This window comes from Streptococcus infantis (genome assembly GCF_047464715.1).
Taxonomy (GTDB): domain Bacteria; phylum Bacillota; class Bacilli; order Lactobacillales; family Streptococcaceae; genus Streptococcus; species Streptococcus infantis_S.
Genome location: NZ_JASHBJ010000010.1, coordinates 1 through 12,235, shown reverse-complemented (window position 1 = coordinate 12,235; position 12,235 = coordinate 1). Strand labels below are relative to the sequence as shown.

Annotated in this window: 13 protein-coding genes and 1 tRNA gene; 11 read left to right on the top strand and 3 right to left on the bottom strand. The window is 40.2% G+C overall.

Going from position 1 to position 12,235, the window contains the following annotated elements:
* The 3 genes from QM419_RS09115 to QM419_RS09105 all read left to right on the top strand — a co-directional run.
* Window positions 1-536: LPXTG cell wall anchor domain-containing protein (locus QM419_RS09115; RefSeq protein WP_414278569.1), on the top strand; the 536-nt coding region annotated here is incomplete at its 5' end.
* 138 nt (window positions 537-674) lie between these two features.
* Window positions 675-1,241: a sugar O-acetyltransferase gene (locus tag QM419_RS09110; protein ID WP_414278568.1), complete on the top strand. Its 567-nt coding sequence runs from the start codon at window positions 675-677 to the stop codon at window positions 1,239-1,241.
* Between the two features lie 152 nt (window positions 1,242-1,393).
* Window positions 1,394-2,626, top strand: a complete 1,233-nt coding sequence (locus QM419_RS09105; RefSeq protein ID WP_414278567.1) for a carbohydrate-binding domain-containing protein — start codon at window positions 1,394-1,396, stop codon at window positions 2,624-2,626.
* Window positions 2,627-2,688: 62 nt separating this feature from the next.
* Here the strand turns inward: QM419_RS09105 and QM419_RS09100 are convergent, their stop codons facing one another.
* The 3 genes from QM419_RS09100 to QM419_RS09090 all read right to left on the bottom strand — a co-directional run bounded on the left by QM419_RS09100 (window position 2,689) and on the right by QM419_RS09090 (window position 4,091).
* Window positions 2,689-2,892, bottom strand: coding sequence for a CsbD family protein (locus QM419_RS09100; RefSeq protein ID WP_000020982.1), 204 nt, complete (start codon window positions 2,890-2,892; stop codon window positions 2,689-2,691).
* 117 nt (window positions 2,893-3,009) lie between these two features.
* Window positions 3,010-3,642 (bottom strand): DUF421 domain-containing protein, encoded by a 633-nt coding sequence (locus QM419_RS09095; protein ID WP_414278566.1) that lies wholly within the window; start codon window positions 3,640-3,642, stop codon window positions 3,010-3,012.
* Window positions 3,639-4,091: a DUF3290 family protein gene (locus tag QM419_RS09090; protein ID WP_414278565.1), complete on the bottom strand. Its 453-nt coding sequence runs from the start codon at window positions 4,089-4,091 to the stop codon at window positions 3,639-3,641. The genes QM419_RS09095 and QM419_RS09090 overlap by 4 nt, the downstream gene beginning before the upstream one ends.
* Window positions 4,092-4,281: 190 nt before the next feature.
* Here QM419_RS09090 and QM419_RS09085 point away from each other — a divergent pair, with 190 nt between their 5' ends.
* The 8 genes from QM419_RS09085 to QM419_RS09050 all read left to right on the top strand — a co-directional run bounded on the left by QM419_RS09085 (window position 4,282) and on the right by QM419_RS09050 (window position 12,216).
* A complete protein-coding gene (locus QM419_RS09085) occupies window positions 4,282-5,046 on the top strand; it encodes a nucleoside phosphorylase (protein ID WP_414278564.1) in 765 nt (254 codons plus the stop codon).
* 32 nt (window positions 5,047-5,078) lie between these two features.
* The gene (locus QM419_RS09080) at window positions 5,079-6,458 is read left to right on the top strand and encodes a TrkH family potassium uptake protein (protein WP_414278563.1); all 1,380 of its coding nucleotides are present in this window, start codon (window positions 5,079-5,081) and stop codon (window positions 6,456-6,458) included.
* 13 nt (window positions 6,459-6,471) lie between these two features.
* The gene (locus tag QM419_RS09075) at window positions 6,472-7,137 is read left to right on the top strand and encodes a potassium channel family protein (protein ID WP_414278562.1); all 666 of its coding nucleotides are present in this window, start codon (window positions 6,472-6,474) and stop codon (window positions 7,135-7,137) included.
* A gap of 157 nt (window positions 7,138-7,294) precedes the next feature.
* Window positions 7,295-9,382: an SSURE domain-containing protein gene (locus QM419_RS09070; RefSeq protein WP_414278561.1), complete on the top strand. Its 2,088-nt coding sequence runs from the start codon at window positions 7,295-7,297 to the stop codon at window positions 9,380-9,382.
* A gap of 80 nt (window positions 9,383-9,462) precedes the next feature.
* Window positions 9,463-10,161, top strand: coding sequence for a response regulator transcription factor (locus QM419_RS09065; protein ID WP_414278560.1), 699 nt, complete (start codon window positions 9,463-9,465; stop codon window positions 10,159-10,161).
* Window positions 10,158-11,192 carry a sensor histidine kinase gene (locus QM419_RS09060; RefSeq protein WP_414278559.1) on the top strand — a complete coding sequence of 345 codons (1,035 nt, stop codon included), beginning with the start codon at window positions 10,158-10,160 and terminating at the stop codon, window positions 11,190-11,192. The genes QM419_RS09065 and QM419_RS09060 overlap by 4 nt, the downstream gene beginning before the upstream one ends.
* A 203-nt stretch (window positions 11,193-11,395) precedes the next feature.
* Window positions 11,396-12,007 (top strand): 30S ribosomal protein S4, encoded by a 612-nt coding sequence (gene rpsD, locus QM419_RS09055; protein ID WP_004253981.1) that lies wholly within the window; start codon window positions 11,396-11,398, stop codon window positions 12,005-12,007.
* 137 nt (window positions 12,008-12,144) lie between these two features.
* Window positions 12,145-12,216 (top strand) — tRNA-Glu (locus tag QM419_RS09050).
* The last annotated feature ends 19 nt before the right edge of the window (window positions 12,217-12,235 follow it).

The window sequence follows — 12,235 nt, the reverse complement described above, 5'->3', positions numbered from 1 at the left end:
CAGGATACCGCTTCGTAGAGACTAAGAAACTTCCAAACGGCGACACAGAACATGTCTACGAAAAAGTGAAGACTAGTCACAAGGATAAAGACGGAAATGAAATTCCAGGATATCCAACAGAAGACGGCGAAAATCCTAAGAAAGACATTCCAGGATACCGCTTCGTTGAAACTAAGAAGTTGCCAAACGGTGATACAGTACATGTCTACGAAAAGATCACAACAACTCACGTTGACGAAAATGGAAACCCAATTCCAGGATATCCAACTGAGGATGGAGAACAACCTAAGAAAGAAATTCCAGGTTATGAGTTTGTGGAGACTGTTGTAGATGCAAATGGAAACATCCAACACATCTACAAGAAAGTTGTAACTCCAGAAAAACCAGAAGCTCCAGTTAAACCAGCTCCAGCTAAGGAAAATACTCCTCAATTGCCAAACACAGGTACTAAGGATAATGCTAGCCTTGCTGCCCTTGGTTTAGTAGGTGTCTTGAGTGGATTTGGACTTATGGCTCGTAAAAAGAAAGAAGATTAATTAATTCTGTAAAGTAGTGGAAAAGTCAACTTTCTAATTAAAAACTAGTGTATCAAATGATGCACTAGTTTTTTTGATTGCTTGTATTAAGAATCGAACTATGCTACAATCATCTAAAAGAAGCAAGGACATCAAGAAATGAAAAGTGAATACCAAAAAATGATTGCGGGAGAACCTTATCACCCGTTCGATCCAGAACTTCGTGCTCTAGCACAAACAGCACGACAAAAGCAAGCTTCTTTTAATGCAGAAGTCGATCCAGTAAAAGGTATGGAAATCATCAAAGGATGGTTTGGTTCTACTGGTGAAAATCTCTATGTCAATACTCGTTTGGTGGTGGATTATGGTGTCAATATTCATTTGGGAGAAAATTTTTATTCCAATTGGAATCTAACCATGTTGGATGTTTGTCCAATTACCATTGGTGACAATGCTATGATTGGTCCTAACTGCCAGTTTTTAACACCTCTTCATCCCCTGGATCCCGACGAACGAAATTCGGGGATAGAATTTGGTAAGCCTATCACGATTGGGAAAAACTTCTGGGCAGGTGGTGGGGTTATTGTCCTTCCAGGTGTTACACTAGGTGATAACGTTGTTGCAGGAGCAGGAGCTGTCATTACTAAATCTTTTGGTGATAATGTAGTTCTGGCAGGCAACCCAGCACGAGTTATCAAAGAAATTCCAGTCAAAGAAGAAAATTAAAAGAACAGCAAGATGCTGTTCTTTTTTTACCATAAGCAATGAGTATTAATGAAGTTCGGATGTGGTTAAGAAAATTTTCAGAAAAAATTCAGGCTTCTTTTAGGAAACTCCCGTAGACTAGGGTCATGTAAATGAAAGATGAGGAACTGAGCATGAAAGCAAAAAAATGGACATTCTTATTAACGAGTATAGCAACTCTAGCACTGGTGACAGCTTGTACCCAGTCAACTTCAAATACAACAGCTAGCAATACCGCAACAAACACCACATCAACTACAAACGCTAAGAAAACTAGCTATTTTACGGATAAAGACTATGATACTTCTTACGATGAAAAGACGGCAGCAACTGTAACTCTGTCAGGGTCATCTGCAACTGTTTCTGGTGAAGGAGTTGCCGTATCAGGATCTACCGTTACAATCTCTAAGTCAGGTACCTATGTAATTTCTGGCCAATCTGACGGTATTCAAATCAAGATTGAAGCTGAAAAAACAGATGATGTGCATCTCGTACTAAACGGTGTGACCATGACCAATACCAATGCTGCTATTTCTGCAAAATCAGCAAGTCATGTTTATGTGACCCTAGTAGATGGAACTACAAATAGCTTGTCAGATTATGCTACTAATAGTGATGAAAAGGCCGATGCAGCCTTCTTCTCTAAAGTAGATTTGACCATCAATGGTAAAGGTACCCTCAATGTAGATGGTAAGAAAAATAACGGTATTAAAGCAAACGATACGCTTCATATCACAGGTGGGACTTATAATATCACAGCAGTCGGAGATGCCTTTAATGTCAATGATGAACTTAACATTACTGGCACAACCATGACCGTCGATGCCAAGGAGGACGGCGTCAAGGTAGACAATGATGACGATACATCTGTTGGGACCATGTATCTCTCTGACAATACTATTACTGTTACTGCCGGTGATGATGGTATCCACGCATCAGGTGATTTGGTTATCGATAGTGGTACCTATACTGTTAAGAATTCTACAGAAGGGCTTGAAGGTAAGTCTATCACTATTAACGGTGGAGACATTACTATTTACGCAACAGACGATGGTGTCAATGCAGCCAACAAAAATGCCCAACAAAGTGAAATTTTCTTCACCATGAATGGAGGGAATTTGACCGTTGAAGTTGGTCAAGGAGACACTGATCCGATTGACTCAAATGGTAATATCACTGTCACAGGTGGAACTATTAAGATGACTGGTCAAACAGGATTTGACTTTGATGGAACAGCTAGCTATACAGGTGGAGATATCTACCTCAATGGTGAGAAACAAACTGAGATTGTTAATTCTATGCCTGGAGGCGGAGGAGCACCTGGTGGTGGCCCTCAAGGGAATGATGGCTCTGGTGGTCAGCCATAAAAGAAAACTCTCCTTTCTCGAAAGAGAAGGGAGAGTTTTTATGTTTTTAGGACGAGAAAGAATTATTCTCCGTCTTTTTTAAAGATGTTTTTTACGCCAGATACTGCACCTTCGACAGCTTCTTTTGCATCTTCAGCAACTTCTTTAGCTTTTGAAGCTACCTTTTCTGCAGCTCCTTCTGCTTGAGTTTTTGTATCGCCAGTTAGTTTACCAAAACCTTCTTTAACAGAACCTTTAGCTTGGTTGAATTTTTCTTCGATTGACATGGGGGATACCTCCGTTAATTTTTTGTATTATCTAAATTACATTAGATATTAATTTAAGTATATACCCTTTTATACTAAAAAGCAAAAAACTGATACGAAAAGCATCAGTTTATTTTCTTAATAGGTTACAACATTCAATTGACCTTTATCATATTCAGCGATAAAGATATTTGAGACTTCTTCGAAACCTTCTTCTTTCAATTTTTCTGTTAGCCATTCTTCAGTTTTGCCAATAGTTTCTAGAATTTCAACTTGGACAACACCGTCTGTAATGACTGGGTATTTAGGATTTTCGTCACCCATTCTTACGACAATCAATTGTCCATTTTGCTCAATCACAGCTCGCTTGACATCTTTCAGTTGGAAGATTCCTTGAGAGCGCAATTTAAGAGCTACATCTGCAGCCGCAAGACCTTTTGAGCGACAGGCTTCAGGATCTAACTTACCATTTTTGATGATAATAGTTGGTTTCCCGTCAATTAAGTGTTTGAAAAAGGAAATATTGGTATTCAACCATTTAAGGAGCAGGATGAGAATAGTCCAGATGATTAAGATTGTTACGTATTGGATGATGGTAATCGAGCTATTGTAGATAACCCCACCGATAATACCCCCGAGAACAAAGTTCTGGATTTGATCTACTGCAGAACTTGGTGCTAAATTTCCTTTACCTGTTACGTTAATAACAAAAACAAGAGAAAGTAGCCCCAAGGCCAATTTAATTGCAATCGTAGCAAAAAAGCTTATCATTTTTCAACCTCCACGAGTTCAACGTCTGATTTATAGAGTTCCATCTTTTCTAACAAATAGCTATCTTGGTCAGTCCCGCTAATGGCGCGATAAAAATTGTCGCCAACCTTAATAATAGCTCCATCAGTAGTAGCTGAAGTATTGACATAAATATCTTTTTTATCAACACCTAACTCTTTTGATACAATCTCGATGAAGTGTAAGGAACTACGAAATTGATTATCATTGGATTGGCTGTTTTGAAAATTCGTAATGCTAATCAATACAAAAGCAATTAACGTCAAAATAGAAATGAGCGATAATTCACGGAACTTACTCCCTCTTTTATCTTTGAAAGCCTTAAATGCAAAGAATCCAGTCACAATCACTAAGAGCGTCGACACAATAATCATGGTCCAATTCTGTTGACTAATCTGACTGAGAACATAGTCATATGAATAGAATTTCATAAGATTTCTCCCTTTTTTAAATTCAATCTATTATAAACTAATTCCTAAGCTATAGCAATTTTATTATGACGAAAAAAGCATTTAATTGTTGTTTCCTACTTAAGGTAGGTTTTTCTGATTTGACTTAGCCTCCCGTCTTGACTTTCGTTTAGCTTTTGATATAATAGTAAAAATTTAGAGGAGGTGCTCTATGATTCAAAAACACGTCATTCCTATTTTAGAGTTTGATGATAATCCTCAGGCAGTCATCATGCCAAATCACGAAGGATTGGATTTACAGTTGCCAAAGAAGTGCATCTATGCATTTTTGGAGGAGGAGATTGATCGTTATGCTCGAGAAGTAGGAGCAGAGTGCGCAGGCGAGTTCATTTCTGCCACTAAGACCTACCCGGTTTATGTCATGGACTACAAAGGCGAAAAAGTGTGTCTAGCCCAAGCTCCTGTCGGTTCTGCCCCTGCGGCCCAGTTTATGGATTGGTTGATTGGCTATGGTGTGGAGCAAATCATTTCCACTGGAACTTGTGGAGTCCTAGCCGATATAGAGGAAAATGCCTTTCTCGTCCCTGTTCGCGCTCTGCGAGATGAGGGGACCAGCTACCACTATGCAGCGCCTTCTCGTTATATGGATGTACATGTAGAGGCGATTTCTGCTATCGAGGAAGTCTTGGAACAACTAGGCGTTCCTTATGAAGAAGTTATGACCTGGTCGACAGACGGCTTTTACCGAGAAACAGCTGAAAAAATTGCCTATCGTAAGGAAGAAGGCTGTGCAGTTGTGGAGATGGAGTGTGCAGCTCTTGCAGCAGTTGCCCGGCTTCGAGGAGTAGTTTGGGGTCAACTTCTATTTACAGCCGACTCTCTAGCGGATTTAGAAAATTATGATAGCCGCGATTGGGGTTCAGAAGCTTTTGACAAGGCCTTAGAACTCTGTCTTGAAATCGTTAGTCATATGTGACTGCTTTAACTGTTTTATGGTACAATGTAACTATGTTATTCAAATCATTTTCGGAAAAAACAAACACGACCTTGGGACGTTTATCACCTGCTCGTCGAATTTTTTTAAGTTTTGCTTTGGTTATTTTCGCAGGTTCTCTCCTTTTGAGTCTGCCATTTGTGCAAGCAACAAGCTCCCAAGCGACCTATTTCGACCATCTATTTACAGCAGTATCCATGGTCTGTGTGACAGGGCTCTTTACTCAACCAGTAGCTGCAACATATAATATCTGGGGTCAGTTAATCTGTATGTTTTTGATCCAGATTGGTGGTTTGGGTCTCATGACCTTTATAGGGGTCTTTTATATTCAAAGTAAGCATAAGCTAAGTCTTCGTAGCCGTGAAACAATTCTGGAGAGCTTTAATTATGGAGAAACTCAGTCTTTAATGGTTTTCATACGTTCGATTTTCTTGACGACTTTTCTCATTGAAGGGCTAGGAGCCGTCCTGTTAAGTTTTCGTTTGGTTCCTGAATTTGGATGGGGCCGAGGGATTTTTACCTCTATCTTCGTAGCTATTTCAGCTTTCTGTAATGCTGGATTTGATAATTTTGGAAGTACAAGTTTGGTAGCTTTTCAGACCGACCCTTTGATTAATCTAGTAATTGCTGCTTTGATCATCACAGGTGGTCTAGGATTTATGGTCTGGTTTGATCTAGCAACCCAGTTAGGAAAGAAGAAAAAACGCCGTCTTCGTTTTCATACCAAGTTGGTTCTTCTTTTAACAGTGGGGATTTTATTTACTGGAACAGTTTCAACTCTCTTGATTGAGTGGAACAATCCAGGGACCATTGGCAATCTTAGCGTGCCTGATAAATTGCTGGTTAGCTTTTTCCAGACTGTCAGCATGAGGACAGCAGGTTTTGCTTCTATTGATTATACTCAAGCTAGATCGGTCACTTTGCTGATTTATATCTTACAAATGTTTCTCGGTGGGGCGCCTGGTGGAACAGCCGGAGGGCTTAAAATCACAACCTTCTTTGTATTGTTAGTATTTGCGCGCAGTGAACTTTTAGGATTGCCCCATGCTAATGTGGCTCGGAGAACGATTGAACCTCGGACAGTCCAAAAATCTTTCAGTGTCTTCATCATCTTCTTGATAACTTTTTTATCGGGTTTAATCCTACTAGGAATAACAGCAGAAGGGAATCCGAAATTCATCTACCTGATGTTTGAAACTATTTCTGCGCTTGCTACCGTTGGAGTAACTGCTAATCTGACACCAGAGTTAGGTAAATTAGCTCTTAGCGTCGTCATGCTACTGATGTTTATTGGCCGGATCGGGCCACTCACACTGTTAGTCAGTTTGGCTGAGTATCAACCAGATAAGAAAGATACAATCCACTATATGAAAGCGGACATTACTATAGGATAAGAAAGGATAGACTATGGCGGATCGGACAATTGGAATTTTAGGTTTGGGTATTTTTGGAAGTAGTGTTCTTACAACTCTCGCTCAGCATGATATAAATATTATCGCCATTGATGACCATGAGGAGCGAATCAATCAGTTCGAACCAGTCTTGGTACGTGGAGTTGTTGGAGATATAACAGATGAAGAGCTCTTGCTCTCAGCAGGAATTGATACCTGCGATACAGTTGTGGTGGCAACTGGGGAAAATTTAGAATCTAGTGTGCTTGCAGTTATGCATTGCAAGAGCCTTGGAGTGCCGACTGTTATTGCTAAGGTTAAAAGTCATACAGCAAAAAAAGTCCTTGAAAAAATTGGCGCGGATTCAGTCATTTCCCCAGAGTATGAGATGGGTCGCTCGTTAGCACAGACGATTCTATTTAATAATAGCGTAGATGTCTTTCAGTTGGACAAAAATGTCTCTATTGTTGAGATGAAAATTCCGCAATCATGGTCAGGCAAGAGCCTAAGTCAACTAGACCTTCGAGGACGATACAATCTCAATATTCTTGGTTTTCGTGACTACGAAAATGCTCCCTTGGATGTTCAATTTGGACCGAATGATCTATTGAAAGCTGATGGCTATATGATGGCAGTAATCAATAACCAATATTTGGACAATCTAGCACGCCTCAATGATTAAAAGAGAAATAACTATTCTTTTTTCTAGTGACTATTGAGTCAATATAAGTATTTTATAAGAAGGATTTAAGAAAAATTTTAAATTTTTCTTAATCCTTTTTAATTTTAGGAGATTATACTAGAGCTATCAAAAAAAAGAAAACTCTAAGGAGAATCCTATGAAATTCAATCCAAATCAGAGATATACTCGTTGGTCTATTCGCCGTCTCAGTGTCGGTGTTGCTTCAGTTGTTGTAGCTAGTGGCTTCTTTGTCCTAGTCGGTCAACCAGGTTCTGTACGTGCAGATATCGTCAATCCGACACCGGCCCAAGTCATGCCAAACGACACTTCGGTGAGTGAAAAGAGCGACTTACCAGCAGAGGCTCTAAAAAAAGCAGTCGATGTAGTTCTTCCTTCAGAACAATCAGACACAGTATCTAAAGCAAATTTGGATACTACAAGCTCTCCAGAAAAAGCGGATGTAGCTGACAAAGACCAAGTAGTAGCACCAAAAGAAGAAGTGCAAGCACAACCTGACTCTAAGAAACCAACAGAAGATGCAGTTAAACCTGTGGAAAGTCCTGCGTCTACAGTCTCTGGACAAGACCGTGAGGCAAGTGAAGCTCAACCAGCAACCACTCCAGCTGAAGTGCAAAAAGGTGTGGCTGACAATACCAAAGACACAGTAGATGTTCCAGCTTCTTACTTAGACAAGGCCAATTACCCAGGCCCATTCACAGCCGGTGTTAACCAAGTTATCCCATATGAATTCTTCGCTGGTGACGGTATGTTGACTCGTCTTATCTTGAAAGCTTCTGACAAGGCCCCATGGTCAGACAACGGCTCAGCCAAAAATCCGGCCCTCCCACCAGTAGAAAAATTGGGCAAAGGCCTTTACTTCTATGAAGTGGATTTGGCCGGCATTCAAGGTAAATCAGATAAAGAGCTTCTTGACCTCTTGAAACAAAACGGCACTCAAAGCTATAAAGCTACTATTAAAGTGTATGGTGCGAAAGATGGCAAAGCAGATTTGAGCAACCTCGTAGCGACTAAGAATTTGGATGTCAACTTGAATGGCTTGACCACTCCAGCTGAAGTGCAAAAAGGTGTGGCTGACAATACCAAAGACACAGTAGATGTTCCAGCTTCTTACTTAGACAAGGCCAATTACCCAGGCCCATTCACAGCCGGTGTTAACCAAGTTATCCCATATGAATTCTTCGCTGGTGACGGTATGTTGACTCGTCTTATCTTGAAAGCTTCTGACAAGGCCCCATGGTCAGACAATGGTTCAGCTAAAAATCCTGCTCTTCCACCAGTAGAGAAATTGGGTAAAGGCCTTTACTTCTATGAAGTGGACTTGGCAGGCACCCAAGGAAAATCAGATAAAGAGCTCCTTGACCTCTTGAAACAAAATGGTACTCAAAGTTATAAAGCTACTATTAAGGTGTACGGTGCGAAAGATGGTAAGGCTGATTTGACTAACCTAGTAGCGACTAAAGATTTGACTGTTAATTTGAACGCTTCAACCACTCCAACTCAGATTAAAGAGTCTATTGTTAACAATGTCAAAGACATGATTGATGTTCCGGCTAGCTACCTTGACAAGGCTAATGTTCCTGGACCATTCTTGGCCGGCGTAAACCAAGTCATCCCATATGAAGCTTTTGGTGGAGATGGTATGTTGACTCGCCTTATCTTGAAAGCCTCAGACAAGGCCCCATGGTCAGACAATGGAACAGCAAAAAATCCTGCTCTATTACCACTTGAAGGCTTGGCTAAAGGCCAATATTTCTACGAAGTAGATTTGAATGGTAATACGGTTGGTAAAGATGGTCAGGCCTTGCTAGAGCAACTTCGAGCTAACGGAAGCCAAACATATCTAGCTACCATCAAGGTGTATGGCTCTAAAGACGGCAAACCTGATTTGACCAATCTGGTTGTTACTCGTCAAGTAACGATTCAGCTTCGTGGAAAAGAAATGGCGACAATACCATCTCAACAAGGTCAGATGAATACGAAGACTTCTGAAACAGGCTCTACAGGTACGACTGAGGGTATGATGGGTACAAATCATCATATGTCAGAGATGAAAGTAGATCAACCGGCTTCTAGCCCAATGGCTAATATGATGAAAAAAGATGATAAAGCGATGCTACCAAATACTGGTGAAGCTCAAACGAATACAGCTGGACTTGGAATCCTTGGCCTAGCCTTGGCAGGCTTTGTTGGATTTTTGGGTTGGAAAACCAAAAGAGAAGATTAAGGTTCAAATCATTTAAACATTACGGAAAATAGTGTTATACTAAAGCAAGTATAACACTGTTTTTGTCAAAGGAGTGTCAGATGAAAAAGACAATTTTGTTGGTTGATGATGAGATAGATATTCTAGATATTCAAAATCGCTATCTTTTACAGGCAGGTTACGATGTTTTAGTTGCCCATGACGGTAAGGAAGGATTAGAACTTTTTAGAAAAAAATCTATCGATCTCATTATCACAGATATCATGATGCCTAATATGGACGGTTATGACTTTGTCAGCGAAGTTCAGTATATTGCTCCTGATCAACCCTTTCTCTTTACAACTGCTAAGACAAGCGAACAGGATAAGATTTATGGATTAAGTTTGGGGGCGGATGATTTTATAGCTAAACCGTTTAGCCCACGGGAATTGGTTTTGAGAGTAAATAATATCTTGCGCCGCCTTAGTCGTGGCGGAGAGACCGACCAGATTGAGTTTGGTGACTTAGTGATCAACCATGTGACTCATGAGGTTCGCATTGGGGAACAGCCTTTGGAATTGACAGTGAAATCTTTTGAACTTCTATGGATATTAGCTAGCAATCCTGAGAGAGTCTTTTCAAAGACTGAACTTTACGAGAAGGTATGGCAAGAGGACTATGTGGATGATACCAATACACTCAATGTTCATATTCATGCTTTGAGACAAGAATTGAGTAAGTTTACGAATTTAAATACTCCTGCTATAAAAACTGTTTGGGGATTGGGCTATAAGATGGAAAGACCGAGAGGTAAAAAATGAAATTAAAAAACTATATTTTAGTGGGGTATCTAGTTTCGACTCTACTAACGATTTTGGTCGTTTTCTGGGCAATCCAACGAATGTTGATTGAGAAAAGTGAAGTTTACTTTCTGGTTGGAATGACCTTGATTGCAAGTTTCATTGGCGCTGCAGTGAGCATCTTTCTTTTGTCACCTGTTTTCTCTTCTCTGAAACATTTGAAAAAACAAGCTCAGAATATAGCTGGCAAAGATTTCAGCACAGAAATTGAAACCAAAGGGCCGATAGAATTTCAAGAGTTGGGCCAGGCTTTTAATGACATGTCCCGCAATTTACAAGATACCTTTCAATCACTTGATGAGAGTGAGCAAGAAAAGAGAATGATGATTGCTCAGCTCTCTCATGATATTAAAACTCCCATTACCTCCATTCAGGTTACTGTGGAGGGAATTTTAGATGGAGTAATTAAGGAAGAGGAACGACTCCATTATTTAACCACGATTGGTCGGCAAACTGAGCGTCTAAACAAACTAGTGGAGGAATTGGATGTTTTGACTCTGAACGCTCAGCCTCAAGATACTGCTGATGAAGAAGTCGAAGAGGTCTTTTTAGATCAGCTGTTGATTGAGTCAATGAGTGAATTTCAACTCCAGATTGAACAAGAGGAGCGAGATGTTTACATTCAAGTATCACCTGAGTCGGCGAAAATCAAGAGTTATTATGACAAACTTTCTCGTATTCTGGTCAATTTGTTAAACAATGCCTTTAAATATTCAGAACCAGGAACCAGAATCGAGGTTCTTGCCCAATTAACAGAAGAAGAGCTGACAATCAGTGTGAAAGACGAGGGGCAGGGTATTCTTCCTGAAGATTTGGAAAAAATTTTTAACCGACTTTATCGTGTAGAAACTTCGCGTAATATGAAGACAGGTGGCCATGGATTAGGACTTGCGATTGCGCGAGAACTAGCTCATCAACTAGGTGGTGAAATAACAGCAGAAAGCCAGTATGGATTAGGAAGCAAGTTTACATTCAGCCTCGATTTGAAATAAAACTAAGAAATTCTCTTTACAAAAGTAGTATTTCATGGTACAATAGCCTTTGTGTGAAATAGCAGCAGGAAAGCATGAAGCTCGTCAACAGGTGTCTTATAACAAGTAACCTTGGCTGTTTAGGCGAAGGGCATCTGCACGAATCAGGGCTTTCTAAGTGACTATTTCCGCCGAAATTTTATTTATATTAGGAGGACATACATATGTCACGTTATACAGGACCATCTTGGAAACAAGCTCGTCGCCTTGGCCTTTCACTTACAGGTACAGGTAAAGAATTGGCACGTCGTAACTACGTACCAGGACAACACGGACCAAACAACCGTTCTAAATTGTCAGAATACGGTTTGCAATTGGCTGAAAAACAAAAACTTCGTTTCACTTACGGAGTAGGTGAAAAACAATTCCGTAACTTGTTCGTACAAGCTACAAAAATCAAAGGCGGAATCCTTGGTTTCAACTTCATGCTTCTTTTGGAACGTCGTTTGGATAACGTAGTTTACCGTCTTGGCCTTGCGACTACTCGTCGTCAAGCTCGTCAATTCGTAAACCACGGTCACATCCTTGTTGACGGAAAACGCGTTGATATCCCATCATACCGCGTAACTCCAGGTCAAGTAATCTCAGTTCGCGAAAAATCATTGAAAGTTCCAGCTATCCTTGAAGCAGTTGAAGCTACTCTTGGACGTCCAGCATTCGTATCATTCGATGCTGAAAAATTGGAAGGTTCATTAACTCGTTTGCCAGAACGTGATGAAATCAACCCAGAAATCAACGAAGCACTTATCGTTGAATTCTACAACAAAATGCTTTAATTTTAAGATATATGTTACAGAAAGCCTACAACAGTGGGCTTTTTGCTTTGAAAAAAATAAAAAATACGAAAAAAATAAACTCAATATCTTGACAAGATTCTAAAAGTAGGTATAATAGAAAGAGTTGACAAGCTCAGGGTCCGTTGGTCAAGGGGTTAAGACACCGCCTTTTCACGGCGGTAACACGGGTTCGAATCCCGTACGGACTATGGGTGTATTGCGGTTGAT

Coding starts and splice junctions, on each gene's coding strand:
- QM419_RS09110 (WP_414278568.1), top strand. CDS start 675: ATGAAAAGTGAATACCAAAAAATGATTGCGGGAGAACCTTATCACCCG.
- QM419_RS09105 (WP_414278567.1), top strand. CDS start 1,394: ATGAAAGCAAAAAAATGGACATTCTTATTAACGAGTATAGCAACTCTA.
- QM419_RS09100 (WP_000020982.1), bottom strand. CDS start 2,892: ATGTCAATCGAAGAAAAATTCAACCAAGCTAAAGGTTCTGTTAAAGAA.
- QM419_RS09095 (WP_414278566.1), bottom strand. CDS start 3,642: ATGATAAGCTTTTTTGCTACGATTGCAATTAAATTGGCCTTGGGGCTA.
- QM419_RS09090 (WP_414278565.1), bottom strand. CDS start 4,091: ATGAAATTCTATTCATATGACTATGTTCTCAGTCAGATTAGTCAACAG.
- QM419_RS09085 (WP_414278564.1), top strand. CDS start 4,282: ATGATTCAAAAACACGTCATTCCTATTTTAGAGTTTGATGATAATCCT.
- QM419_RS09080 (WP_414278563.1), top strand. CDS start 5,079: ATGTTATTCAAATCATTTTCGGAAAAAACAAACACGACCTTGGGACGT.
- QM419_RS09075 (WP_414278562.1), top strand. CDS start 6,472: ATGGCGGATCGGACAATTGGAATTTTAGGTTTGGGTATTTTTGGAAGT.
- QM419_RS09070 (WP_414278561.1), top strand. CDS start 7,295: ATGAAATTCAATCCAAATCAGAGATATACTCGTTGGTCTATTCGCCGT.
- QM419_RS09065 (WP_414278560.1), top strand. CDS start 9,463: ATGAAAAAGACAATTTTGTTGGTTGATGATGAGATAGATATTCTAGAT.
- QM419_RS09060 (WP_414278559.1), top strand. CDS start 10,158: ATGAAATTAAAAAACTATATTTTAGTGGGGTATCTAGTTTCGACTCTA.
- rpsD (WP_004253981.1), top strand. CDS start 11,396: ATGTCACGTTATACAGGACCATCTTGGAAACAAGCTCGTCGCCTTGGC.